General features: G+C 72.1%; 28 protein-coding genes. 19 read left to right on the top strand and 9 right to left on the bottom strand.

The window, feature by feature from the left end:
- The first annotated feature begins 47 nt into the window (after nt 1-47).
- The 3 genes from ACTHM3_RS05775 to ACTHM3_RS05765 all read left to right on the top strand — a co-directional run bounded on the left by ACTHM3_RS05775 (nt 48) and on the right by ACTHM3_RS05765 (nt 1,333).
- Entirely contained in the window at nt 48-509 is a 462-nt protein-coding gene (locus ACTHM3_RS05775) for a VanZ family protein (protein ID WP_440405151.1), read from the top strand.
- Nucleotides 510-625: 116 nt separating this feature from the next.
- The gene (rpsO, locus tag ACTHM3_RS05770) at nt 626-895 is read left to right on the top strand and encodes a 30S ribosomal protein S15 (RefSeq protein ID WP_284255247.1); all 270 of its coding nucleotides are present in this window, start codon (nt 626-628) and stop codon (nt 893-895) included.
- A 201-nt stretch (nt 896-1,096) separates the two neighbouring features.
- On the top strand, nt 1,097-1,333 hold the full coding sequence (locus tag ACTHM3_RS05765) for a hypothetical protein (RefSeq protein ID WP_440405150.1): 237 nt from the start codon (nt 1,097-1,099) through the stop codon (nt 1,331-1,333).
- 22 nt (nt 1,334-1,355) lie between these two features.
- On the opposite strand, the gene ACTHM3_RS05760 is transcribed toward ACTHM3_RS05765, so the two are convergent.
- The gene (locus tag ACTHM3_RS05760; protein ID WP_440405149.1) at nt 1,356-2,186 is read right to left on the bottom strand and encodes a helix-turn-helix transcriptional regulator; all 831 of its coding nucleotides are present in this window, start codon (nt 2,184-2,186) and stop codon (nt 1,356-1,358) included.
- 101 nt (nt 2,187-2,287) lie between these two features.
- Between ACTHM3_RS05760 and ACTHM3_RS05755 the strand changes: the two genes are divergently transcribed.
- The gene (locus tag ACTHM3_RS05755; RefSeq protein WP_440405148.1) at nt 2,288-2,968 is read left to right on the top strand and encodes an SDR family NAD(P)-dependent oxidoreductase; all 681 of its coding nucleotides are present in this window, start codon (nt 2,288-2,290) and stop codon (nt 2,966-2,968) included.
- Nucleotides 2,969-3,025: 57 nt separating this feature from the next.
- Here the strand turns inward: ACTHM3_RS05755 and ACTHM3_RS05750 are convergent, their stop codons facing one another.
- On the bottom strand, nt 3,026-3,667 hold the full coding sequence (locus tag ACTHM3_RS05750) for a heme oxygenase (biliverdin-producing) (RefSeq protein WP_440405147.1): 642 nt from the start codon (nt 3,665-3,667) through the stop codon (nt 3,026-3,028).
- Between the two features lie 96 nt (nt 3,668-3,763).
- Here ACTHM3_RS05750 and ACTHM3_RS05745 point away from each other — a divergent pair, with 96 nt between their 5' ends.
- Complete coding sequence (locus ACTHM3_RS05745) at nt 3,764-4,108, top strand: DUF1801 domain-containing protein (RefSeq protein WP_440405146.1); 345 nt, start codon at nt 3,764-3,766, stop codon at nt 4,106-4,108.
- On the opposite strand, the gene ACTHM3_RS05740 is transcribed toward ACTHM3_RS05745, so the two are convergent.
- Nucleotides 4,105-4,440 (bottom strand): ArsR/SmtB family transcription factor, encoded by a 336-nt coding sequence (locus ACTHM3_RS05740; protein WP_440405145.1) that lies wholly within the window; start codon nt 4,438-4,440, stop codon nt 4,105-4,107. The two genes, ACTHM3_RS05745 and ACTHM3_RS05740, sit on opposite strands and share 4 nt — an antisense overlap.
- Before the next feature lie 59 nt (nt 4,441-4,499).
- On the opposite strand from ACTHM3_RS05740, the gene ACTHM3_RS05735 reads away from it, so the two are divergent.
- The 6 genes from ACTHM3_RS05735 to ACTHM3_RS05710 are packed head-to-tail and all read left to right on the top strand — an operon-like array spanning nt 4,500 to nt 8,829.
- Nucleotides 4,500-5,720, top strand: a complete 1,221-nt coding sequence (locus ACTHM3_RS05735) for an MFS transporter (protein WP_440405144.1) — start codon at nt 4,500-4,502, stop codon at nt 5,718-5,720.
- 20 nt (nt 5,721-5,740) lie between these two features.
- Nucleotides 5,741-6,184 (top strand): helix-turn-helix transcriptional regulator, encoded by a 444-nt coding sequence (locus ACTHM3_RS05730; RefSeq protein ID WP_440405143.1) that lies wholly within the window; start codon nt 5,741-5,743, stop codon nt 6,182-6,184.
- A gap of 9 nt (nt 6,185-6,193) precedes the next feature.
- Nucleotides 6,194-6,598: a VOC family protein gene (locus tag ACTHM3_RS05725; protein WP_440405142.1), complete on the top strand. Its 405-nt coding sequence runs from the start codon at nt 6,194-6,196 to the stop codon at nt 6,596-6,598.
- A 58-nt stretch (nt 6,599-6,656) separates the two neighbouring features.
- On the top strand, nt 6,657-7,385 hold the full coding sequence (locus ACTHM3_RS05720; protein WP_440405141.1) for a dienelactone hydrolase family protein: 729 nt from the start codon (nt 6,657-6,659) through the stop codon (nt 7,383-7,385).
- A gap of 32 nt (nt 7,386-7,417) precedes the next feature.
- Nucleotides 7,418-8,395: an aldo/keto reductase gene (locus ACTHM3_RS05715; protein ID WP_440405140.1), complete on the top strand. Its 978-nt coding sequence runs from the start codon at nt 7,418-7,420 to the stop codon at nt 8,393-8,395.
- Nucleotides 8,395-8,829 (top strand): hypothetical protein, encoded by a 435-nt coding sequence (locus ACTHM3_RS05710; protein ID WP_440405139.1) that lies wholly within the window; start codon nt 8,395-8,397, stop codon nt 8,827-8,829. The genes ACTHM3_RS05715 and ACTHM3_RS05710 overlap by 1 nt, the downstream gene beginning before the upstream one ends.
- A gap of 6 nt (nt 8,830-8,835) precedes the next feature.
- Here the strand turns inward: ACTHM3_RS05710 and trxA are convergent, their stop codons facing one another.
- On the bottom strand, nt 8,836-9,222 hold the full coding sequence (trxA, locus tag ACTHM3_RS05705; RefSeq protein ID WP_440405138.1) for a thioredoxin: 387 nt from the start codon (nt 9,220-9,222) through the stop codon (nt 8,836-8,838).
- Nucleotides 9,223-9,245: 23 nt separating this feature from the next.
- Here trxA and ACTHM3_RS05700 point away from each other — a divergent pair, with 23 nt between their 5' ends.
- The 3 genes from ACTHM3_RS05700 to ACTHM3_RS05690 all read left to right on the top strand — a co-directional run bounded on the left by ACTHM3_RS05700 (nt 9,246) and on the right by ACTHM3_RS05690 (nt 14,379).
- Complete coding sequence (locus ACTHM3_RS05700) at nt 9,246-10,562, top strand: lipase family protein (protein ID WP_440405137.1); 1,317 nt, start codon at nt 9,246-9,248, stop codon at nt 10,560-10,562.
- 144 nt (nt 10,563-10,706) lie between these two features.
- Nucleotides 10,707-13,001 carry a polyribonucleotide nucleotidyltransferase gene (locus ACTHM3_RS05695; protein ID WP_440405136.1) on the top strand — a complete coding sequence of 765 codons (2,295 nt, stop codon included), beginning with the start codon at nt 10,707-10,709 and terminating at the stop codon, nt 12,999-13,001.
- Between the two features lie 379 nt (nt 13,002-13,380).
- On the top strand, nt 13,381-14,379 hold the full coding sequence (locus ACTHM3_RS05690) for an aldo/keto reductase (protein WP_440405135.1): 999 nt from the start codon (nt 13,381-13,383) through the stop codon (nt 14,377-14,379).
- A gap of 6 nt (nt 14,380-14,385) precedes the next feature.
- Here ACTHM3_RS05690 and ACTHM3_RS05685 read toward each other — a convergent pair whose 3' ends face one another.
- Together ACTHM3_RS05685 and ACTHM3_RS05680 are read right to left on the bottom strand one after the other, a co-directional pair.
- Nucleotides 14,386-14,733: a hypothetical protein gene (locus ACTHM3_RS05685; RefSeq protein ID WP_440405134.1), complete on the bottom strand. Its 348-nt coding sequence runs from the start codon at nt 14,731-14,733 to the stop codon at nt 14,386-14,388.
- A 117-nt stretch (nt 14,734-14,850) separates the two neighbouring features.
- Entirely contained in the window at nt 14,851-15,456 is a 606-nt protein-coding gene (locus ACTHM3_RS05680; protein WP_440405133.1) for a TetR/AcrR family transcriptional regulator, read from the bottom strand.
- Nucleotides 15,457-15,729: 273 nt separating this feature from the next.
- Here ACTHM3_RS05680 and ACTHM3_RS05675 point away from each other — a divergent pair, with 273 nt between their 5' ends.
- Together ACTHM3_RS05675 and ACTHM3_RS05670 are read left to right on the top strand one after the other, a co-directional pair.
- On the top strand, nt 15,730-17,085 hold the full coding sequence (locus tag ACTHM3_RS05675; protein WP_440405132.1) for a M16 family metallopeptidase: 1,356 nt from the start codon (nt 15,730-15,732) through the stop codon (nt 17,083-17,085).
- A 14-nt stretch (nt 17,086-17,099) separates the two neighbouring features.
- Nucleotides 17,100-17,702, top strand: a complete 603-nt coding sequence (locus ACTHM3_RS05670; protein WP_440405131.1) for a histidine phosphatase family protein — start codon at nt 17,100-17,102, stop codon at nt 17,700-17,702.
- A gap of 41 nt (nt 17,703-17,743) precedes the next feature.
- On the opposite strand, the gene ACTHM3_RS05665 is transcribed toward ACTHM3_RS05670, so the two are convergent.
- Nucleotides 17,744-18,202 carry a GNAT family N-acetyltransferase gene (locus ACTHM3_RS05665; RefSeq protein WP_440405130.1) on the bottom strand — a complete coding sequence of 153 codons (459 nt, stop codon included), beginning with the start codon at nt 18,200-18,202 and terminating at the stop codon, nt 17,744-17,746.
- A gap of 36 nt (nt 18,203-18,238) precedes the next feature.
- On the opposite strand from ACTHM3_RS05665, the gene dapB reads away from it, so the two are divergent.
- On the top strand, nt 18,239-18,973 hold the full coding sequence (gene dapB, locus ACTHM3_RS05660; protein WP_440405129.1) for a 4-hydroxy-tetrahydrodipicolinate reductase: 735 nt from the start codon (nt 18,239-18,241) through the stop codon (nt 18,971-18,973).
- 4 nt (nt 18,974-18,977) lie between these two features.
- Nucleotides 18,978-19,424: a tetratricopeptide repeat protein gene (locus ACTHM3_RS05655; RefSeq protein ID WP_440405128.1), complete on the top strand. Its 447-nt coding sequence runs from the start codon at nt 18,978-18,980 to the stop codon at nt 19,422-19,424.
- A 54-nt stretch (nt 19,425-19,478) separates the two neighbouring features.
- Here the strand turns inward: ACTHM3_RS05655 and ACTHM3_RS05650 are convergent, their stop codons facing one another.
- Both ACTHM3_RS05650 and ACTHM3_RS05645 read right to left on the bottom strand, forming a co-directional pair.
- Nucleotides 19,479-20,381 carry a TIGR01777 family oxidoreductase gene (locus tag ACTHM3_RS05650; RefSeq protein WP_440405127.1) on the bottom strand — a complete coding sequence of 301 codons (903 nt, stop codon included), beginning with the start codon at nt 20,379-20,381 and terminating at the stop codon, nt 19,479-19,481.
- Between the two features lie 3 nt (nt 20,382-20,384).
- Nucleotides 20,385-20,810, bottom strand: coding sequence for an OsmC family peroxiredoxin (locus tag ACTHM3_RS05645; RefSeq protein ID WP_440405126.1), 426 nt, complete (start codon nt 20,808-20,810; stop codon nt 20,385-20,387).
- A gap of 112 nt (nt 20,811-20,922) precedes the next feature.
- On the opposite strand from ACTHM3_RS05645, the gene thyX reads away from it, so the two are divergent.
- On the top strand, nt 20,923-21,621 hold the full coding sequence (gene thyX / locus ACTHM3_RS05640) for an FAD-dependent thymidylate synthase (protein ID WP_440405244.1): 699 nt from the start codon (nt 20,923-20,925) through the stop codon (nt 21,619-21,621).
- Nucleotides 21,622-21,636 lie beyond the last annotated feature (15 nt).

Genomic DNA, 21,636 nt, shown 5'->3' with positions numbered 1-21,636 from the left:
CGGCTCCTCATACGGCGGCGATATGGTCGGTCGGCGAGAGTGGGGGCATGATCCGGCAGCATCCGCTCCTGACCGCCCTGACGGTGCTCTACCTCGGCGGCGTCGCCTGGATGACCCTCGGGCCGCAGCCGACCGGGGTGGTCCACGCCGCCGGGATCTGGCAGCTGCTGGGGATCCTGCGCGAGCACCCCTCGCTCGCCTGGATCCGCTATTCCGACATCGAGTTCGCGGCCAACGTCGCGATGTTCGCGCCGCTCGGGCTCTTCCTCCTGCTGCTCCTGGGGCGACGCCGCTGGTGGATCGCGCTGCTCGCGGGACCGCTGCTCAGCCTCGGCATCGAGACGGCCCAGCTGTTCATCCCGGGGCGCGTCTCGGACGTGCGGGATCTCGTCTCCAACTCGATCGGCACGGTGCTCGGGCTGGTGGCGGGGCTGGTCATCACGTGGCCGGCCGCCGTGCGGCGGCGGCGCGCTGCCCGGACGCGCACGGGGGAGATGCGGCTGGTCTGACCGGGTGCGCCGCGCTCTGCTAACCTCTGAAGGTTGCCGTCACGACGGCCGCGGAGACAGAGAGCCGCTCCATCGGGGAGCGCGCACCGCGCAACGAGAGGAAGGGGATCCCATCTATGGCACTCGACAGTGAGACCAAGAAGGCGATCATCGACGAGTACGCGACCACGCCGGGCGACACGGGTTCCCCCGAGGTCCAGGTCGCGATGCTCACGAAGCGCATCAAGGACCTGACCGAGCACCTCAAGGAGCACAAGCACGACCATCACTCGCGTCGTGGTCTGCTGCTCCTCGTGGGCCAGCGTCGCCGCCTGCTGGGCTACCTGCAGGACATCGACATCGAGCGCTACCGCTCGCTGATCGAGCGACTGGGTCTTCGCCGCTAGTCGACGACACCGCGAACTTCTTGCGACGGGCCGTCCTCCTCCGGGAGGGCGGCCCGTTCGTCGTTCCCGGCCCCAGTTCCTTCCCCACATTCGACACAAAAGCCCTGTGCAGCCTGCCGACGACAGGGCCTTTGTGCACACGCACCGCGGGTGCGGGACGGCGGGCGGGCGCGGGACGGCGGCGGGCCGTACGCTCGTCGGGTGAGCGACCAGCGACGCAGCAGCCTCCGCCGCGTCAGCGTCGCGCGCACCGCGATCCTCGTCGTGCTCGTGCTGCTCGCGTTGGCGTCGTTCACGCCGATGCTCGGGCCGTTCCGGATCCTCTTCCGCGGGGTGCTGATGCTCGGCGTCGTCGTGCTGCTCGGGAGCTACCTGTGGCCGTGGATCCGGCGGTTCTGGCCGGTGATCCGCCGCGCCTGGCGCGCGGGGCGGGACTGACCCGGATCGGAGCGTCTCCGCGTCAGGCGAGCGACGGCACGCCGGCGACCCGCAGCAGGTCGAGGCGGGAGGCGTCCTCCGACCCCGGCGCGGTCGTGTAGACGACGATCCGCAGGTCGCCCCCCGGCACCGACAGCACGTCGCAGTCGACGGTGATCGGGCCGACCGCCGTGGCGACGGCCGTCTTGCGGCTCGCGCGATGATGCGCGATCCGGGCGACGGCCCAGCGGCGCTCGAACTCCGGCGATCCGGCGCGGAGCCGAGCGACGAGCTGGGCGAGCACGGGATCCCCGGGGTAGCGCCCGACGGCGGCGCGCAGCTCGGCCACGAGGTCGGAGGCGAAGTCCTCGGCGTGCTGGTCGTCGAAATCCATCGGACCGCTGCCGACCATGAAGTGCCGCCACACGAGATTCCGTTCGAGTCCGGTGGTGCGCGGGACCTCGCCCGAGATCGCGGCCCAGAGCGGATTCCAGAGCAGGATGTCGAAGGTCGCCGTGAAGACGGCGAGCGGAACGTCGCCGAGCCGGTCGACCATCCGCTGCACCCCCGGCGTGATGTGCCGCGGCACCAGACCCGCCGCGGGCGGAGCCGCGCCCGCCACCCGGTAGAGATGGTCGCGCTCCTCGTCGGTGAGCCGCAGCGCGCGGGCGAGCGCGCCGAGCAGCTGCGGCGACGGATTGGTCGCGCGGCCCTGTTCGAGCCGGACGATGTAGTCGACGCTCACGCCGGCGAGCGCCGCGAGCTCCTCGCGCCGGAGCCCGGGTGTGCGTCGACCGGCCCCGGCGGGGAGCCCGGCCTCCTCCGGGGTGACGCGCTCGCGCCACGACTTGAGGGCGCTCGCGAACTCGGTCACCCGACCATCGTGCCCCCGTCGGCGCGGGCGTGGGTGGTACCGGCGGTCCCACCGTTGAGTGGTGCCTGGGTGCGCCGGCGGCCCCGGCGGAGGGTGGGGGCATGACCACGACACTCATCACCGGGGCGAACCGCAGCCTCGGGCTCGAGACCGCCCGCCGCCTCGTGGAGGCCGGCCACACCGTCTACGCCGGGATGCGCGATCCGGCCGCGGGCGATGCCGCCCGCGAGCTTGGCGCCATCCCGATGGCGCTCGACGTCACGGACCAGGCCGGCGTGGACGCCGCGATTGCCGCACTCCCGGAGCTGGATGTGCTCGTCAACAACGCGGGCGTCCTCGGCCCGCTCGTCGCCATCGACGACCTCACCGCCGACGATCTCGCCGCGACGTTCGAGGTGAACGTGCTCGGGCTCGTGCGGGTGACGCAGGCGGCGCTGCCGCTCCTGCGCCGGTCGGCCAACCCCGTCATCGTCAACGTCGCCTCGGGGGTGGGCTGGCCGCGCTGGCTCACCACGCCCGGGCGCGACGAGTTCCCGGTACCGAGCGTCCCGTACGCGTCGTCGAAGACGGCGGTGATCACGTTGACGGTGCAGTACGCGAAGAACCTGCCCGGAATGCGCGTCAACGTCAGCGACCCCGGCTACACCGACACCGACTTCAACGGCCATGCCGGCCACCAGACGGTCACCGAGGGGACCGATGCGACCGTCGCGCTCGCGACGATCGGACCGGACGGGCCGACTGGGGAGTTCCACGATCGGTTCGGGCGGATCGCGTACTGAGGCTCGGCGCGACGGTGCGGTTCTCGATACGGCCCCAGAGCGGCCTGTTCGACTCGCTCAGGCCGCGGCGGTCGCCGTCGCGAGGTCGCGGAACACGCCGCGGTTGAGCTCGAACGCGCGGTTGACCTCGACGAGGACGCGCTCGCGCTCCGCGTCGTCCCACGAGACCGCGTCGAGCTGCGCGCGGTAGGTGTCCTTGAAGTCCTTCGGCTTCGCGATCCCGGCGAACAGGTAGAAGCCCACCCCGTTCGTCTCGAAGCCGAAGCGGCGCTGCAGCAGCGTCCGGATCACCTGGCCGCCCGACAGGTCGCCGAGGTAGCGGGTGTAGTGGTGCGCGACGAAGCCGCCCGCCCATCCGGAGATCGCGTAGATGCGGTCGACGTAGGCGCGCGTCGCGTCGAGCGGCGCCACCACGTCGAACCAGTCCGGTCCGATGAGGTACTCGAGGTCGGCCTCGATCGCGGGCATGCGCGTGAGGGCCGGATGCGCGAACGCGGCGATCGCCGGATCCGACATCATGACGTCGGCGACCGCCTCGAGGGCCTGGTACACGAAGTACTGCTGCGTCATCAGCGCCACGTAGTGCTCGCGGGTGCCGTCCCCGCCGAGGAGCTCGGTGATGAACGGCGAGGACTCCGCCGACTCGTGCGCGGCGCGGGTGCGCTCGCGCACGAGCTGCGAGAACGGGATCACGGTCACGACGGCTCCCTGGGTCGGGTCGGGCCGGGGTGGCTCGGGTTGAGGGTCACCTTACCTCGTGCCGGCGGTATGCCGGCGGAGCGATATTCTCGATGCATGGCCGTCGCATCCACCGTCGAGGAGTACATCGGCGGCTACCCGCCCGAGGTCCGGGTGCTGCTGCTGCGCCTGCGTGAGACGCTGCGCCAGGCCGTGCCGAACGGCGTCGAGACGATGGCGCTCGGCATGCCGACCCTCATGGTCGACGGCAGCCCGGTGATCTCGTGGGTCGCCGCGAAGAAGCACGTCACCGTGCAGACCCGCGGCCAGCTGCCGCCGGCGCTCGCCCGCGAGGCGGAGGACTACCGCGTCGACGACGGTGTCCAGTTCCCGTACCGCAAGGAGGTGCCGTTCGAGTTCATCGCCGACCTCGCCAAGCACCTCGCGGCGAACCCGCGCTAGGCGTTCGTCTGCTCGCCGAGGACCCCGGCGAGCAGACCGGGGAAGCGCGAGTCGACGACATCGCGGCGCAGTCGTGCGTCCTTGCCGCGACCGCGCATCCGGTACTCGACGAGCCCGGCCTCGCGCAGCGTGCGCAGGTGGTGCGAGACCGTCGACTTCTGAAGATCGAGCCCCCAGCTCTCGACGGCGCATGAGTGCCAGTCGCCGTCGACGAGGCGCTGGAGCATCGAGAGCCGGTTGGGGTCGGCCATCGCGCCGAGGACGTCGGTGAGCACCATGTCCTCCGCGGCGGGGGGCTCGGGCAGGGCACCGTGATGGACCGCGTCGGCCACGCCGGACTCCCTCCCCAATGGTTCGATATGCATCGAACCATTGCGCTACAGTGGACGGTATGACGTCCATCGAACCATCGTACTCGCGTGCCGGCCTCGCCGTCCGCTGGATGGTGCTCGCCTTCGCGCTGTTCCTCATCGGGACCAACAGCTTCATCATCGCCGGCGTGCTCCCGCAGATCGCGCGCGACCTGCGCGTGCCCGCCACGGACGTCGGTTACACGATCACCGTGTACTCGATCCTCGTCGCGGTGCTCGCGCCCGCCGTCGCCGTCCTGCTGCCCCGGCTGTCCCGCACCGTCCTCATGACGGCGGGTCTCGCGGCCTTCGCCGTCGGCGTCGTGGTCGCGGCGCTCGCCCCCGACTTCGCGGTCTTCACCGCCGGGCGGGTCATCGCCTCCCTCGGCGGCGCGGCCGTCGTCCCCACCGCGACCGCAGCGGGAGCCTCCATCACACCGCCCGCGCGCCGCGGTCAGGCGATCGCGGTCGTGGGCATCGGGTTCACGGCAGCGAGCGCGGTCGGCGCACCGCTCGGCACGGCCATCGCCTCGGTCAGCACCTGGCGGGTCCCCATGCTCGGGGTCGCCGCGCTCACCCTCGTCATCGGTGCTGCCCTGGCGCTCGTGGTGCGCCGGGTCCCGCTCGGTGAGCCGATCACGCTCACCCGCCGATTCGCGATCCTCCGCGACGGCCGGATCCTGCTCCCGCTCGCGACCACGCTGCTCGTCGCCGCCGGCTTCAACCTCGTCTTCATCTTCAGCTCGGCCGTCACGGGGCAGACCGGCGTCGTGCTCGCGGTGCTGCTGCTGATCTACGGCGTGTTCGGGATCGTCGGCAACACCGTCAGCGGACCGCTCACCGACCGCTTCGGCAGTCGCCGCGTCGGCACCGCGTTCATGGCCCTCGAGATCGTCGCGCTGGCCGCCATCGCGGTCGTCGGCCACAGCGTCGTCGGGCTCGCGGTCGCGTTCGTCGTCTGGGGCGTCTCCGCGTTCGCGTCGGTCATCCCGATCCAGCACCGCCTGCTCGCGGTCGATCCGCGCACCGCGTCCGTCGCGATCTCGTGGTTCAGCACGGCGCTCTACGTCGGGATCGCCGTCGCGCCGATCGTCGGCGCGGTGGCGCTCTCGACGGGGGAGTCGGCGCTCATCCCGGTGGGAGGCGCGATCCTCACGGTCCTCGGCCTCGCCGCCTTCCTCACCGGGTACATCGTGCGGAGGGGCCACGCGGTGACGGCCGCGCAAGAGACGCTCGCCGTCGACGCCGCCGAGCGGGTCTGAGGGATCGCTACCCTCGGGGCATGACCCCGGACCGGCTGGCCCAGCTCACGGGCCTTCGACGGGCGCGCGACCTGATGGATCGCGAGTACGCCCGCCCGCTCGACGTCGCGGCGATGGCGGCGGCGGCGTACATGTCGCCCGCGCACTTCTCCCGGCAGTTCCGCGCCGCCTACGGCGAGACGCCCTACGGCTACCTCATGACCCGGCGGATCGAGCGGTCGATGGCGCTGCTCCGCGGCGGGATGAGCGTCACCGACGCCTGCATGGCCGTCGGGGCGACCTCGCTCGGCTCGTTCAGCTCCACGTTCACGCGGATCGTGGGCGAGTCGCCGAGCGCGTACCGGGCCCGGGAGCACGCGGCCATCGAGGCGATGCCGGAGTGCTTCGCGCGGATCCTCGGCCGCCCGCCCTACGTCGGCGCGTCCAGCAGGATCGGAGAAGGATCTGCGCTCGCGCGCTCGTAGCCTGACCGGATGAGGATCGCAGTCCAGTACGTCAACGTCACCGTCCGCGACGTCGACGAGGCCCTTCCCTTCTACCGCGACGGCCTCGGGCTCGACGTCGTCAGCGACGTGGCCTCGGGCGACCACCGGTGGCTCGGCCTCGGCAGCCCGGAGCAGCCGGGCTTCGCCCTCGTCCTGAGCGACCCGCACGCAGGCCGCTCGCAGGACGACGGCGACGCCGTCGAGGAGCTGCTCGTGAAGGGGATGCTGCCCGGCCCGATCGTGTTCCGCACCGACGATCTCGACGCGACCTTCGAGCGCGTCGCCGCGACCGGGGCCGAGGTCATGCAGGAGCCGTCCGACCAGCCGTGGGGCCCGCGCGACTGCGCCTTCCGCGATCCGTCGGGCAACCACGTGCGGATCTCGCAGGCGTAGCCCGGTCGGCCTCCGCCACCCGGCGATCGCTCGGATCCGGCGGAGTAGCGTGCGGCTCATGGGAACCATGGTCGACATCGAGGGCGTGGCCGCGTACCGCGCCGAGCCCGTCGCGCCGCCGAAGGGCGGCCTCATCCTGATCGAGGAGATCTGGGGGCTCGTGCCGCACATCACGGCCGTCGCCGACCGGTTCGCGGGGGAGGGCTACGTCGTGCTCGCGCCGGAACTGCTCGGCGACATCATCGGCTCGGCCAACGGGCAGGAGCTGATGGAGGCCCGCAACGACCCCGACGAGGAGCGCCGGAACGCTGTTCAGCCGGTCCTGCGCGGGCTGTTCTCGGCCATGGGCGACCCGGAGTTCGCCGCGGGCGCGGTGGCGAAGCTCGTCAAGGTGGTCGACGCCCTCGAGACCGAGCCCGGCGTCGACGGACGCATCGGCGTGCTCGGGTTCTGCTTCGGCGGCACCTACTCGTTCGCACTGGCGGCGGCCGACCCGCGCGTGCGCGCGGCCGTCCCGTTCTACGGCAGCGCTCCGTCCGCGGAGGACATCGCCCGCATCCAGGCCCCCGTGCTCGCGCTCTACGGTCAGCACGACGAACGGCTCATCGAGGCCCTGCCGGGCGTGGAGCGCGCGTTCGCCGACGCCGGCGTCGACTTCCCCGACCACGTGTACCCCGACTCCGGTCACGCGTTCTTCAACGACACCAACCCGCACTCCTACAACGCGGCCGATGCCGACGACGCCTGGCGACGCGCGACCGCGTTCCTCGCGGAGCACCTGCGCTGAACCACCGTCGGAGTGCGTCCTAGAGTCGGAGCATGGAGCAACTCCGACTCGGCGGCAGCGGGCTGCTGGTCTCCCGCATCATCCTCGGCTGCATGAGCTACGGCGACTCGTCGCGCGGCGGTCACGCGTGGACGCTGGGGCTCGACGAGTCGCGGCCGTTCTATCGGAGAGCGTGGGAAGCGGGGATCACCACCTTCGACACCGCGAACGTCTACTCGCTGGGGTCCAGCGAGGAGTTCCTCCGGATCCTCATGGGCGAGATCGCGAAGCGCGACGAGTACGTCCTCGCCACCAAGGTGCACGGGCGCATGTTCGACGGGCCGAAGGGCGGCGGCCTCAGCCGCGCCGCGATCCTCACCGCGATCGACGACAGCCTGCGCCGGCTCGGCACCGACTACGTCGACCTCTACCAGATCCACCGCTGGGATCCGGAGGTGCCGATCGAGGAGACGATGGAGGCGCTCCACGACGTCGTGCGCGCCGGCAAGGCCCGCTACATCGGCGCCTCGTCGATGTGGACGTGGCAGTTCGCGCAGGCGCAGCACGTCGCCGACCTGAACGGCTGGACGCGCTTCGTCTCGATGCAGGACCAGTACTCGTTGCTCTACCGCGAGGAGGAGCGCGAGATGCACCCTTATTGCGTCGACCAGGGCGTCGGCGTCATCCCGTGGAGCCCGATCGCGCGCGGCCGGCTCGCGCGGCCATGGGGCGAGGAGACGGATCGTTCGCAGACCGATCAGGTGAGCGCACGCCTCTACCGGCAGCAGGTCGAGAGCGATCGCCGGATCGTGGAGGCCGTGGGCGAGATCGCGGAGGAGCGCGGCGTCACCCGCGCCCAGGTCGCCTACGCGTGGGTGCTGCACCAGCCGGCCGTCACGGCTCCGATCGTCGGGGCGACGAAGCCCGGCCAGCTCGACGATGCGATCGCCGCCGTCGACCTGGAGCTGAGCGACGAGCAGCTACGGCGCCTCGCCGAGCCGTACGCGCCGCGGAACGCGGAGGGATTCTGATGAGCATCGGATACGACACCGACGCCGAGCTCGAGCGCAACGACCGCGGCGCCGGCAAGCTGAACGACTACGCGTACGGCCTGCTGGCGCGCAACAAGCGCATCCGCCTGACCCTCGCGGGCAGCGACGCGTGCCAGGACGAGCTGCAGACCGTGCTCGACCAGGCCGGCGACCAGATCGAGACCGCCATCTCGCCGCGGACCCAGGCGCAGGACCGCGACGACGCGCCCATCGTGGTGCGCCTGTTCACGGGGCGCCGGGTGAGCGGCCCGGTAGGGATGGTGCCGCGCGGCCTCGAGTCGGTCGTCGACGAGAACCTGCGGCGCCTCGATGACGCGTTCGGCGCGGCCCGGATCCCGGTCGAGATCGTGCGCAAGCGGGGGCAGCTGCGCGTGCAGCTGCTGATGGGCGAGGTCCGCTCGAAGCTGACCTGACCCCGGCTACTCGGCCGGGGTGTCGTCCTGCGCGGCCTGCTGCTGCGCGATCTCCTCGCGGATCGCGTTCATGTCGAGAGCGCGCGCCTGCGCGATCACGTCGTCGAGAGCGGGCTTCGGCAGCGCGCCGGCCTGGGCGAACACGCCGATGCCGTCGCGGAAGATCATGAGGGTCGGGATCGCCTGGATGCCGAGCGCGCCCGCCAGATTCGGCTGGGCCTCGGTGTCGACCTTGCCGAACACGATGTCGGCGTTGTCCTCCGAGGCGCCGTCGTAGATCGGGGCGAACGCCTTGCACGGGCCGCACCAGTCGGCCCAGAAGTCGACGAGCACGATGCCGTCGCCCAGCACGGTGCTCTCGAAGGTGTCCTCGGTCAGCTCCACAGTCGCCATGCCCTCCAGGCTAGGCTCCGGCCATGTCCGCCCGCCGGATCGCCCTGGCGCTGTTCGCTCTCGGCGCTCTCGGCGCGCTCCTCGCCGGCTGCGCCCCGATCGACGCCGTGCGCGGGATCGCGGGGCGCTGGCAGCAGGATGGGGACTCCGCGGCGTTCTACGACGTCGGCTCCGTCGCTCCCGGCCGGCCGGGGGAGATCGTCCGCTCGCAGGCGCTCGTCGGGCCGCCCGCCGGGAGCCGGGCCTGGCGCATCCTCTACCACTCGACCGACCAGGACGACCGCGACATCGTCGTGAGCGGGATCGTCGTGATGCCGACGGCGCCGTCGCCGCCGAGCGGCCGGGCGATCGTGTCGTGGGCGCATCCGACGACCGGGGTCGCTCCGGTGTGCGCGCCGTCCCGCACGATCGGGGGGACATCGCTCATCCCGGGCCTGCACGGGTTCCTCGCCGCCGGCGACGTCGTCGCGGCGGCCGACTACCCGGGCCTCGGCGTCGCGAACCCGTCGAGCTATCTGATCGGGCGGGCGGAGGGTCGCAGCGTGCTCGACGCGGCGCGCGCGGCGCGGAATCTCATCGGGTCGGAGGCGGGAACCGACCTGCTGCTCTGGGGGCATTCGCAGGGCGGCCAGGCGGCTCTCTTCGCGGCGCAGGAGCAGCGCGCCTACGCCCCGGAGCTCCGGCTCCGCGCGCTCGCGGTCGCCGCGCCGGCGAGCGATCTCGCCGCACTCCTGCGGGACCATCTCGACGATCTGTCGGGCGTGGCGATCGGCTCCTACGCCTACAGCGCCTATGCGGCCGCGTACGACGTGCCGCTCGACGGGATCCTCACCGCGGAGGGGATCGCGGCCACGCCGTCGATGACGCGCCTCTGCCTCCTCAGCCAGGTCGGCGCGATCCACAGCATCGCGCGGCCGCTCGTCGGCGGGTACACGACGGCGGACCCGGGCTCCACCGAGCCGTGGGCGTCGCTCCTCGCCGAGAACACCCCGGGCGGGGTGCCGATCGGGGTGCCGATCCTCGTGGCCCAGGGGCTGAGGACGAGCTGGTGGACCCCGCCGTCACCACCGCGTTCGTCGGTCGCCTGTGCGCGGCGGGGGAGCACGTGCGCTACCTGCGGCTGCCGGAGGACGGTCATGGCGTGGTCGCGCTCGCGGCCGGCGGCCAGGTGGCGAGCTGGTTCCGCGAGGTGCAGGCCGGCGCCCTGCCGGCCTCCTCGTGCTGACACGCCCCGCAGCGCTCCTCGCCACCCGACGGGAACTCCGGATAGACTGAATCGACCGTCGACAGGCGGTCGCACACCCGGAGCAGGCCGGCACGAAGCTGGTCACCGGTGGTGATGCGCCGAATCCCTCAGTTCTGCAGCGCGATTCGGATCATTTCTACTGTTGGCCAGAGCAGCCCGGTTTGCCCCGCGCAGCTGCGCGGGGCGCGGCCCTTCCTGCCCGCTCCTGCTCCCAGAGCACAATTGGAGTGAACCCTTTATGGAGGGTCCCGAGATCAAGTTCGCCGAGGCCGTTCTCGACAACGGCAAGTTCGGCAAGCGCACCGTCCGGTTCGAGACCGGCCGGCTCGCGCAGCAGGCGCAGGGCGCGGTCGCCGCGTACCTCGACGAGGACACGATGATCCTCAGCGCCACCAGCGCGGGCAAGCACCCGCGCGACGGATTCGACTTCTTCCCGCTGACGGTGGACGTCGAGGAGCGGTCGTACGCCGCCGGCAAGATCCCCGGCTCGTTCTTCCGTCGCGAGGGTCGCCCCTCGACGGAGGCGATCCTGGTCTGCCGCCTCATCGACCGGCCGCTGCGCCCGACCTTCGTCGAGGGACTGCGCAACGAGGTCCAGATCGTCATCACGGTCCTCTCGATCGCGCCCGACGAGTTCTACGACGCCCTCGCCATCAACGCCGCGAGCGCGTCGACCCAGATCTCCGGCCTGCCGTTCTACGGCCCGGTCGCGGGCGTGCGCCTGGCGCTCATGCCGGGCAACGGCGCGGGCGACCAGTGGATCGCGTTCCCGAAGGCCAGCCAGCTCGCCGAGGCCGTGTTCGACCTCACCGTCGCCGGCCGCCTCGTCACCGACAAGGACGGGAACGAGGACGTGGCGATCATGATGGTCGAGGCGGAGGCGACCGAGGGCAGCTGGGAGCTCATCCGCTCCGGCGCCGTCAAGCCCGACGAGGCCGTCGTGGCCCAGGGTCTCGAGGCGGCGAAGCCGTTCCTCGCCCAGCTCGCCAAGGCCCAGGAGCAGCTCGCCGCCCAGTCGGCGAAGGAGATCCAGCAGTTCCCGCTGTTCCCGCCGTACACCGACGAGGCCTACAACGCGGTCGCCGAGCTCGCCTATGACGAGCTCAAGGACGTCTACCGGATCGCCGACAAGCTCGAGCGCCAGAACGCCGACGACGCGCTCAAGGAGCGCGTCAAGGCGACGATCCAGGAGCGCGTCGACGCCGGCTCGCTCTCGCCCGAGGTCGTCGGCCAGGTGAGCGCCGCCTACAAGTCGGTGTCGAAGATCGTGATGCGCACTCGCGTCCTCACCGAAGGCGTCCGCATCGACGGCCGCGGCCTGACCGACATCCGCGCGCTCGACGCCGAGGTCCAGGTCATCCCGCGCGTGCACGGATCGGCGATCTTCCAGCGCGGCGAGACCCAGATCCTGGGCGTCACCACGCTGAACATGCTCAAGATGGAGCAGCAGATCGACTCGCTGAGCCCGGTCACCAAGAAGCGCTACATGCACCACTACAACTTCCCGCCCTACTCGACCGGTGAGACCGGTCGCGTCGGGTCGCCGAAGCGTCGCGAGATCGGGCACGGCTTCCTCGCCGAGCGCGCGCTCGTGCCGGTGCTGCCGCCGCGCGAGGAGTTCCCTTACGCGATCCGTCAGGTCTCCGAGGCCCTCGGCTCGAACGGCTCCACCTCGATGGGCTCGGTCTGCGCGTCGACGCTGTCGCTGCTCAACGCCGGTGTGCCGCTCAAGGCGCCGGTCGCCGGCATCGCGATGGGCCTGATCTCGGACGAGGTCGACGGTGAGACGCGCTACGCGGCCCTCACCGACATCCTCGGCGCGGAGGACGCGCTCGGCGACATGGACTTCAAGGTCGCCGGCACGTCGGAGTTCGTCACCGCGATCCAGCTCGACACGAAGCTGGCCGGTCTGCCCTCGAGCGTGCTCGACGGCGCGCTGAAGCAGGCCAAGGAGGCGCGCACCGCGATCCTGGCGGTCATCAACCAGGCGATCGACGGCCCGGACGAGATGGCCCCGACCGCGCCGCGCGTGATCTCGGTCAACATCCCGGTCGACAAGATCGGCGAGCTGATCGGCCCCAAGGGCAAGACGATCAACGCGATCCAGGACGAGACCGCCGCCGACATCTCCATCGAGGAGGACGGCACCGTCTACATCGGCGCCGTCGACGGGCCGTCGGCCGAGGCCGCGCGCGCCCAGGTGCTCGCGATCGGCAACCCGTTGCAGCCCGAGGTGGGCGAGCGCTACCTCGGCACGGTCGTGAAGCTGGCGACGTTCGGGGCGTTCGTCTCCCTGCTCCCGGGCAAGGACGGCCTGCTGCACATCTCCGAGGTGCGCAAGCTCGCCGGGGGCAAGCGGGTCGAGAACGTCGAGGACGTCCTCGGCGTCGGCCAGAAGATCCAGGTGGAGATCACCAAGATCGACGACCGCGGCAAGCTCTCGCTCGCCCCGGTGATCGACGAGGCCGAGTCCGCCGACACCGACGGCTCCGCCGCGCACAGCGAGGGTCCGCTGGAGCCCGCCGAGGGCTGATCCGCGCGGGTCGAGTCGCCGGCTCCGGCGGTGCGGCGAGACCCGAACGAATGGGCGAAGGGGCGGCCCCGCGACGAGTTCGCGGGGCCGTTCCCCTTCTGAGGCCGTCCAACGTCTGCGGAAGGGACGGCGGGTGGTGCTCCGCCGTGCGCTGTGGACGACGTCGCTGAGGCGAAACTACGACGCGCCGCGTCGGGTCGCCAGAGGGTCGGGGTGAGTCTGGGCGCGCTCTGGGCGAGTGCTCAGCGAGCGCGGACCGACGGTCGCGACCCCCGGACGAGGGACGCGATGTTTTCTCGATAACTAGCCGATAACGATCCGGCGACACAAAGGGCCTCGCCTTACCACGCCCGGTACCTTCGAATCAAGGAGGCGAGCCATGACCGAGACGGCGCACACGGTGTCCGTCCGCACGCCGCTCTCCGTGCCCACCACCGCGCAGACGGCCACGATCGTGGACCCGGTCCCCGCCGAGCGGCGCCCGCTCGGGCTCGAGGGCCGCCGTGTCCTGCCGGTCGGCCTGAGCGGTCGACCGTTCGGGTGGACCCTCGATGCGGCCGGGTCCGATGCCGTGCTCGACGCGTTCCTCGCGGCAGGCGGCGACCTGATCGACACCGCGGACGCCTACGCCGGCGGTCGCAGCGAGATCATCCTCGGCAACTGGATGCGCTCGCGCCGTGCCCGCGACCGCATGGTCGTCGCCACGAAGGTCGGCACGGGCGCCGACCACCCGGGCGTGGGAGCGCGCGCCATCACGGCAGCGGTGCACGACTCGCTGCGCCGGCTCCGCACCGACCGCCTCGATCTGCTGGTGCTCCACGTGGACGACCCGGAGACCGACTTCGAGGAGACGCTGCTCGCGGTCGATGAGCTGATCCGCGCGGGATCGGTGCTCGGGTTCGGCGTCGCAGCGCACCCCGGCATGCGCCTGATCGAGGCCCGCATCGCCTGCGCGCAGCTCGGAGTCGCCCCGATGCTCGCGGTCCAGCCGGTCTACAACCTGCTCCATCGACGTGACTGGGAGCAGGGGATCGCACCGATCGCGGCGGCGCAGCGGCTGGCGGTGATGCCGCGTTATTCGCTCGCGGGAGGAGTTCTCGCCGGATCGGCGCCCGCGGCCCGGCGTCGTCTGCTCGGCCGTGGCTCCGCGCGGGCGGAGCACGAGGTCCTGAGCGCCGTCGACCAGATCGCGACCGAGGCGGATGCGACGATGGCGGCCGTCGCCATGGCGTGGCTCCTCAGCCGGCCGGACGTCGTCGCGCCCGTCGCGAGCGCGTCCACCACGGACGAGGTGATCGATCTCGTCTCGGCGACGCGACTTCGTCTCACCCGGCGCCAGCTGGGGATGCTGGACCGGGCGTCGCAGCCCTTCGCCTGAGCGACCTCAGGCGTTGATCCCGGCGATCTTGAGGCCCCCGCCGAACAGCAGGTAGGCGATCAGCAGGACGATCGCGATGACCGTGAGTGCGGCGCCCCCGCGCGCCCGGCCGCCGCGGACGGCGAGTCCGAGCACGAGCAGGATGAGCGTCGCCACCGCGAGGATCGCGGGCCCGAACGGGACACCGGCCACGAAGAGCGAGAGCGTGAAGAGCACGGCCGCGATGAGCTGGATGATGCCGATCACCGCGGAACGGGCGCGGATCCGGACGATCGCGTCGATGATCGCCAGCACGCCGCCCACGATGCCCAGGACGAAGAGCAGGTTGATGGCGGGCAGGGCGATGGTGATCACGGCGCGGCTCCTGTTCGACCGCGATCCGGCGTCGCGGCGGACTCACCGTAGCGGGAGGCGCCCCCTCGCCGGGTTCGCATCCAGGTCGCTGTCAGGCGAGGGCGGCCGCTCACGGGGTCAGGCCGTGGCGGCGTCGCCCAGCACGCGGTCGAACGCGCGCCGCAGCGACGTGGTGACCGCGATCGGGTCGCCCACGTAGCCGCCGCTCATCGCGCCGTCGCGCGCGAGCATGAGATCGTCGGCGATGTCGCCGGGCAGTGGCACGCCCATCCGCCGCAGCAGGTCCTCGAGCACGCCCAGGTACCAGTCGCGGTGGTCCTCGATCGCGCGGCGGACCGGGTGGTCGTGGTCGGGGAACTCGGCCGCGGCGTTCGCGAACGCGTCGCCGCGGAACTGCGGCGTCTCGATCGCGGCGACGATCGCGTCGCGCAGCGTGCGCAGGATCGCGGCGGGGTCGCCGGACTCGTGGGCGATCTCGGCCATCCGCTCGGCGACGGCCCGGTGACGGTACTCGACGTACGCGACGACCAGGCGCTCCTTCGAGCCGTAGTGCTTGTAGAACGTGGCCTTGGTGACGTGAGCGGCGGCGATGAGCCGGTCGACGCCGACCGTGCGGATGCCCTCGTCGTAGAAGAGCCGATCCGCGGTCTCGAGGATGCGCAGCTTGGCGGGCGCGAGGGGGGGCCCGGGGTCGGGGACCGGGATCTCGATCGGGCTGGTCATGTCGGGTTCTGCTTCCATCCTGGCGAAGATCGTGGCCGTGGCCGTCGCGGGGGGACGACGGCCACGGCATCACGGGGCGAGTTCGGGTCTCGCCGCTCGGAGACGTCGGTCAGGGGGTTCCAACGCCGGAGAGCCGAGTGGTCGGGGAACCGCTCGCTGGCCCGTGTGATGACGATAGCATGCGGACAGACAGACTTGTCTGTTTGTCCGCAGATAAGGTGAAGGGGTGTCGTCCCCACTTCAGGGAGTAGACCGTGACGTAGGCTCGCAGGCGTGAACGGCGCGGTGCGGCTCCCTCTCGATCTCGCGGATCTCGCCGTGGAGGCCTCAGGGGGCGCGCTCGTCCGGCGCACGATCCTTCCGAGCGGCGTGCGGGTGCTGAGCGAGCAGGTTCCGGGCGCCCAGAGCGCCACGATCGGGTACTGGGTGGCGGTCGGCTCGCGCGACGAGAAGCCGGCGACCTACGGATCCACCCACTTCCTCGAGCATCTGCTCTTCAAGGGCACGACGACGCGCACGGCGCTCGACATCGCGGTCGCGTTCGACGAGGTCGGCGGGGAGAACAACGCGCTCACCGCCAAGGAGTACACCTGCTACTACGCGAAGATCCGCGACGTCGACCTGCCGATGGCCGTCGCGGTGCTCGCCGACATGGTCACCTCGTCGCTCCTGGACCCGGAGGAGTTCGAGAGCGAGCGCGGCGTGATCCTCGAGGAGCTCGCGGCGGCCGACGACGACCCGGCCGACGTCGTGGGGGAGAGGCTCTTCGAGGCGGTCTTCGGTGATCATCCGCTCGGCCGCCCGATCGGCGGGAGCCCCGCCTCGATCCGCGGCGTCGACCGCGACGCGGTCCACGCCCACTACCGGGCGAACTACCGCCCGCAGGACCTCGTGGTCACCGTCGCCGGGGCCGTGGATCACGAGCTGCTGGTCGAAGAGGTCGAGGCCGGCCTCCGCGCGGCGGGGTGGGACCTCTCGATCGAGGCGGCGCCCGTGCCGCGTCGCCATCCCGCGCCGCCGTCCGGCCATCACCGGGGCGGACGCGCGCTCGTGCCCCGCCCGATCGAGCAGACCAACGTGATGCTCGGGATGCCCGGTCTCGATGCCGCGGACGACCGCAGGTCGACGCTCGTGGTGCTCAACTCGGTGCTCGGCGGCGGGATGTCGTCGCGCCTCTTCCAGGAGGTGCGCGAGCGGCGCGGGCTGGCGTACTCCGTCTACTCCTTCGCGTCGAGCTACAGCGACGGCGGGCTGCTCGGCCTCTACGCCGGCTGCTCGCCCCAGCGTGCCGGGCAGGTGGCCGAGCTCATGCTCGCGGAGCTGCGCCGCCTCGCGTCCCACGGCATCAGCGACGACGAGCTGCGGCGGGCGCTCGGTCAGCTCGGCGGAGCCTCCGCCCTGGCCCTTGAGGACTCCGACACCCGCATGAGCCGCCTCGGCCGGAGCGAGCTGACGCTCGGCGAGTTCGTGGACCTCGACGAGAGCCTCCGCCGCCTGTCGTTGGTGACCCGCGACGCGGTCCAGCAGCTCGCCGACGAGCTCGTCGCCGGCCCGCTCTCCGTCGCCGCGGTCGGCGCGGTCGACGAGACGACGTTCGCGGGGCTCGACGGCGAGTCCGCCGCGGCCTGACCCAGGGAAGAAGCATGTCGCGTTACCTCTATCTCGTGCGCCACGGCGAGCAGCAGGACGCCGAGCACGGTCTGCCCGACGGCCCGCTGAGTGCCCGGGGCGTCCGTCAGGCGCGCGCCATCGCCGAGCGACTGGGCGGTGTGCCGTTCGCGGGCGCGTGGACCTCGCCGCTGCAGCGAGCGCAGGAGACCGCCCGGATCATGACCGAGCGCATGCCGGCCATCGAGCCCGAGCCCTCGGCGCTGTTGATGGACTGCATCCCCTCCGGCCCCGGCGTCGACATGCCGCACGCCTTCGAGCCGTTCTTCGGCGGCGTGACGACCGACGAGATCGAGGCGGGCGAGGCGCAGATGGCCGACGCGCTCGCCGAGTGGATGGCGCCCTCGCGCGAGGACCGGCACGAGCTGCTCATCACGCACAACTTCGTGATCGGCAACTTCGTGCGCGAGGCGTTCGGCGCGGCGCCGTGGCGCTGGCTGGGGGTCAACCAGGCGAACTGCGGCCTGACGATCATCCGGGTGCGGTCGGCCAAGCCCCCCGTGCTCGTGACCCACAACGACCTCGGCCACCTGCCGCCGGAGCTGCGGACCGGCCTGTCGGCCGACCAGCCCTACTGACGCGGGTCGAGCAGCCGCGGCGCGGCGGATCGAGACCCGCTTCAGACCACGAGGTCCTTCGAGAACCAGGCCGTCGCGTTGGGGTTGTCGTTATACGCCGCGACCTCGAGGTACCCCGCGGAGCGGTACAGCCCCTGCGCCGCCTCGAGGGTGGCATTGGTGTCGAGGACGACGACCCGGGCGCCCAGCCCGACCGCCCGCGCCTCGAGCTCGGCGAGCAGCTCGCGGCCCCATCCGCGGCCCCGTGCCCGGTCGCGCAGGTAGAGATGCTTCACCTCGGCGCGGGTCGGCTCCAGCATCCGGACCCCGCCGCAGCCGACCGGCCCCAGATCGTCGGTGACGAGCAGGAAGACGCCCGCCGGGGGAGCGAACGCCGCGGGGTCGGGACGTGTCGGCCGGTACTCTCCGCCCTCGAAGGTGTCGGCCCGCATCGCGAAGTACTCGTCGAGCAGCTCCTGCGCCGCGGGATCGTCGACGGGAGCAGGACGGAAGACGGGCACCGGAGAAGGCTACCCAGCGCCGACTACGCTGGCGGCATGGTGTCGTCGGTGGCGGTCGTCGGGGCGACGGGGAGGATGGGGGCCCTCGCGGTCCGCCTGGTCGAGACGGCCGACGATCTCGCCCTCCACACCGCTCTCGGCTCGGCCGATCCGCTCGACGCCATCGCCGGCGCCGACCTCGTGCTCGACTTCACGGTGCCGGCCGTCTCGCCGGAGGTCGTCACGGCAGCGCTCGATCGGGGCATCCCGGCGCTCGTCGGCACCTCCGGCTGGAACGCGGACCGCATCCGCTCGCTCGAGACCCGCCTCGCCCTCACGCCCGAGCTCGGCGTCGTCATCGTGCCGAACTTCGCGCTCGGATCAGTGCTCGCCACCCGCTTCGCCGCGATGGCCGCGCCCTACTTCGACTCGATCGAGATCATCGAGGCCCATCACGCCGGCAAGATCGACTCGCCGTCCGGGACGGCGACCCGCACCGCGGAGCTCATCGGGCGCGCGCGGGCGGAGGCCGGGCCGGTCGCGGCGCCCCACGCCGACCAGCGTGCCCGCGGCCAGCAGGTCGCGAGCGTGCCGATCCACTCGCTGCGGATGAGCGGGGTCCTCGCGGAGCAGACCGTCGTCTTCGGCGGCACCGGCGAGGTGCTGCGCATCACGCACGAGACCCTCGGTGACGCGTCGTACGAGGCGGGGATCCTCCTCGGTCTGCGCGCGACACCGGCCGTACGCGGGGTCGTCGTCGGCCTCGAGAACCTGCTCGAGCTGGGCGCCTAGGGCGATGCGCGTCCGCATCGCGGTCGCCGTCATGGCGGCCCTGCTCGCCCTCTACCTCGTGTTCGCGATCCGCTACGGACTCGTGCTGCTCGGTGTCGGCACACCGGTCGCGATCGGACTCGGCGTCGGGATGCTCGTCCTGCCGCTCCTCGCGCTCGGGCTCACGGCCGCGGAGCTGGTGTTCGCGGTGCGCGCCGAAGCGCTGGGGCGCCGGCTCGAGGCGGAGGGCGGGCTGCCCACCGAGCAGCTGCCGCTGACCGCCAGCGGGCGCATCGAGCGCGGCGCCGCCGACGAGGTGTTCCCGACCTACCGCGCCGCCGTCGAGGCGGACCCCGAGAACTGGCGTCCGTGGTTCCGGCTGGCGCTCGCCTATGACGCGTCCGGCGACCGCCGCCGGGCGCGCTGGGCGACCCGCACCGCGATCCGGCTGTCCCGCGCGCGGGTCGAGTAGGCCGCCCTGCGGCCGTATCCTCCCGCACGGATGCCTCGATACGCGCCCGCGGCGCTACTCGGCCCGCTCGGGCGCGACGACGGCGTCGATCGCGTCCTCGACGCGCTCGTGCCGCCAGGCGAAGCCGTCCGCCGCGAGCCGCTCGGGGACGACCTTCATGCTGTCGAGCAGGATCGACTGCCCCGCCTCGCCGAGCAGTGCGCGGATCGCCCCCTCGGGGGCCCGGAGCAGGTACGGCCGGTGCATCCGGCGCGCGAACCCGTGGGTGATCCGGTCGCTCGTCGCGAACGTCGGCCCGACCAGGTTGACGGGCCCGGCGAGCTCGGAGCGGGTGAGGAGGTGCACCATCGCCGCCACCTCGTCGTGCAGGCTGATCCAGGGCCAGTGCTGCCCGCCGGTGCCGAACCGGGTGCCGAGGCCGAGCCCCGTGAGCGTGCGCACCGGCGCCATGCCCCCGCCGCGGGCGATGACCACGCCGGTGCGGACCTGCACGACGCGCGTCGCCGCCGGCGCGAGGCGCGCGGTGGCCTCCCACTCCTCGACGAGGTCCGGGAAGAAGCCCTCGCCGCGCGACGACCCCTCGGTCAGCCGCTCACCCGGCCGGTCGCCGTAGAAGCCGACCGCCGATCCGCTCACGAACACCCGCGGGGGCGTGCGCACCTGGTTCATCGCGTCGGCGAGCGTCCGCGTCGCGGCGACGCGCGACTCCACGAGCTCCCGACGGTAACCGCGGGTCCACGGCAGCCGCGCGATCGACGCGCCCGACAGGTTGACGACCGCGTCGACGTCGGCGACCGCCCGCACGTCGATCGTGCGCGCCGACGGCGCCCAGTTGACCTCGTGATCGCCCGACGGGCGGCGCCGCACGAGTCGGCGCACCTCGTGCCCGTCGGCGCGCAACGTGCGGACCAGCTCCGTGCCGATCAGCCCGGAGGCGCCGGCGACGAGGACCCGCACGGGTCAGGCCAGGCTGGCTTCGAGGGTGATCGGGATCCCGGCGAGCGCCTTCGACACCGGGCAGTTCGTCTTCGCGTCCTCGGCGAAGCGCTGGAACTCGTCCGCCGAGATGCCGGGGACCTTGGCGCTCACCAGGAGGTGGCTGCCGGTGATGCCGTCGGGGAGCTGGAACGTCACGGCGGCCGTGACCTGCAGACTCTCGGGCGCATGCCCGGCCTCGCCGAGGGCGTTCGAGAGCGCCATCGAATAGCACGCCGAGTGCGCCGCGCCGAGGAGCTCCTCGGGCGTCGTCACGCCGGTCTCGCCCTCGGACCGCGCCTTCCAGTCGACGGCGAATTCGGCCGCGTCGCTCGAATCCAGGGACGTCGTGCCGCGGCCCGACATCAGGTCGCCGAACCAGAGGGTGGTCGCTTCGCTCGTGACTGCCATGGGGCTCAGCCTATGTCGCTGACGGCCGGTGGGGGAGGCTCGGGCTACGGTGAGAGCCGTGCCCGAGGACGCCGCCCCGCAGACCGCTCCCGCCCCCGAATTCCGCTCGGAGATGACCGTCGAGCTGGTGCGTGCGAGCGCCGACGACTCCGACGTGCTGTTCGCCGCCCGCGTCTCGACGCAGGGCGAGAAGACCCTCGACGCGGCCGCGGCCGGCACGGGGGCGACGGATCGCGACCGGGGGCTCATCAACTACCTGATGCGCGACCGGCACGGCTCGCCGTTCGAGCACAACTCGATGACCTTCTACGTGCAGGCGCCGATCTTCGTGTTCCGCGAGTTCATGCGGCACCGGATCGCCTCCTACAACGAGGAGAGCGGGCGCTACCGCGAGCTGCGGCCGGTGTTCTACGTGCCCGGGCCCGAGCGCAAGCTGGTGCAGCAGGGCAAGCCGGGCGCCTACGAGTTCGTCGACGGCACCCCCGAGCAGCACGCCCTGGTGGACGCCGAGGTCCGGCGCAGCTGCACCCAGGCCTACGAGGCCTACCAGCGGATGCTGGCCGCCGGGGTGGCACGGGAGGTGGCCCGGGTCGTGCTGCCGGTCACCATCTACTCCTCGATGTACGTGACCATGAACGCCCGGTCGCTGATGAACTTCCTGTCCCTGCGGACGCACGAGCCGGAGGCCAAGTTCGTCAGCTACCCGTTGTACGAGATGGAAGTCGCGGCGAGGAAGGTGGAGGCGGAGTTTGCCGGGGCGTTCCCGCTGACCCACAAGGCGTTCGTCGAAAACGGTCGGGTAGCCCCCTGACTACCTCCCCATTAT

The sequence above is a fragment of the Pseudolysinimonas sp. genome, from assembly GCF_051954455.1.
GTDB lineage: Bacteria > Actinomycetota > Actinomycetes > Actinomycetales > Microbacteriaceae > Pseudolysinimonas.
Note: the sequence above shows the minus strand (reverse complement) of the source record. Positions and strands in the feature narration are given on the sequence as shown.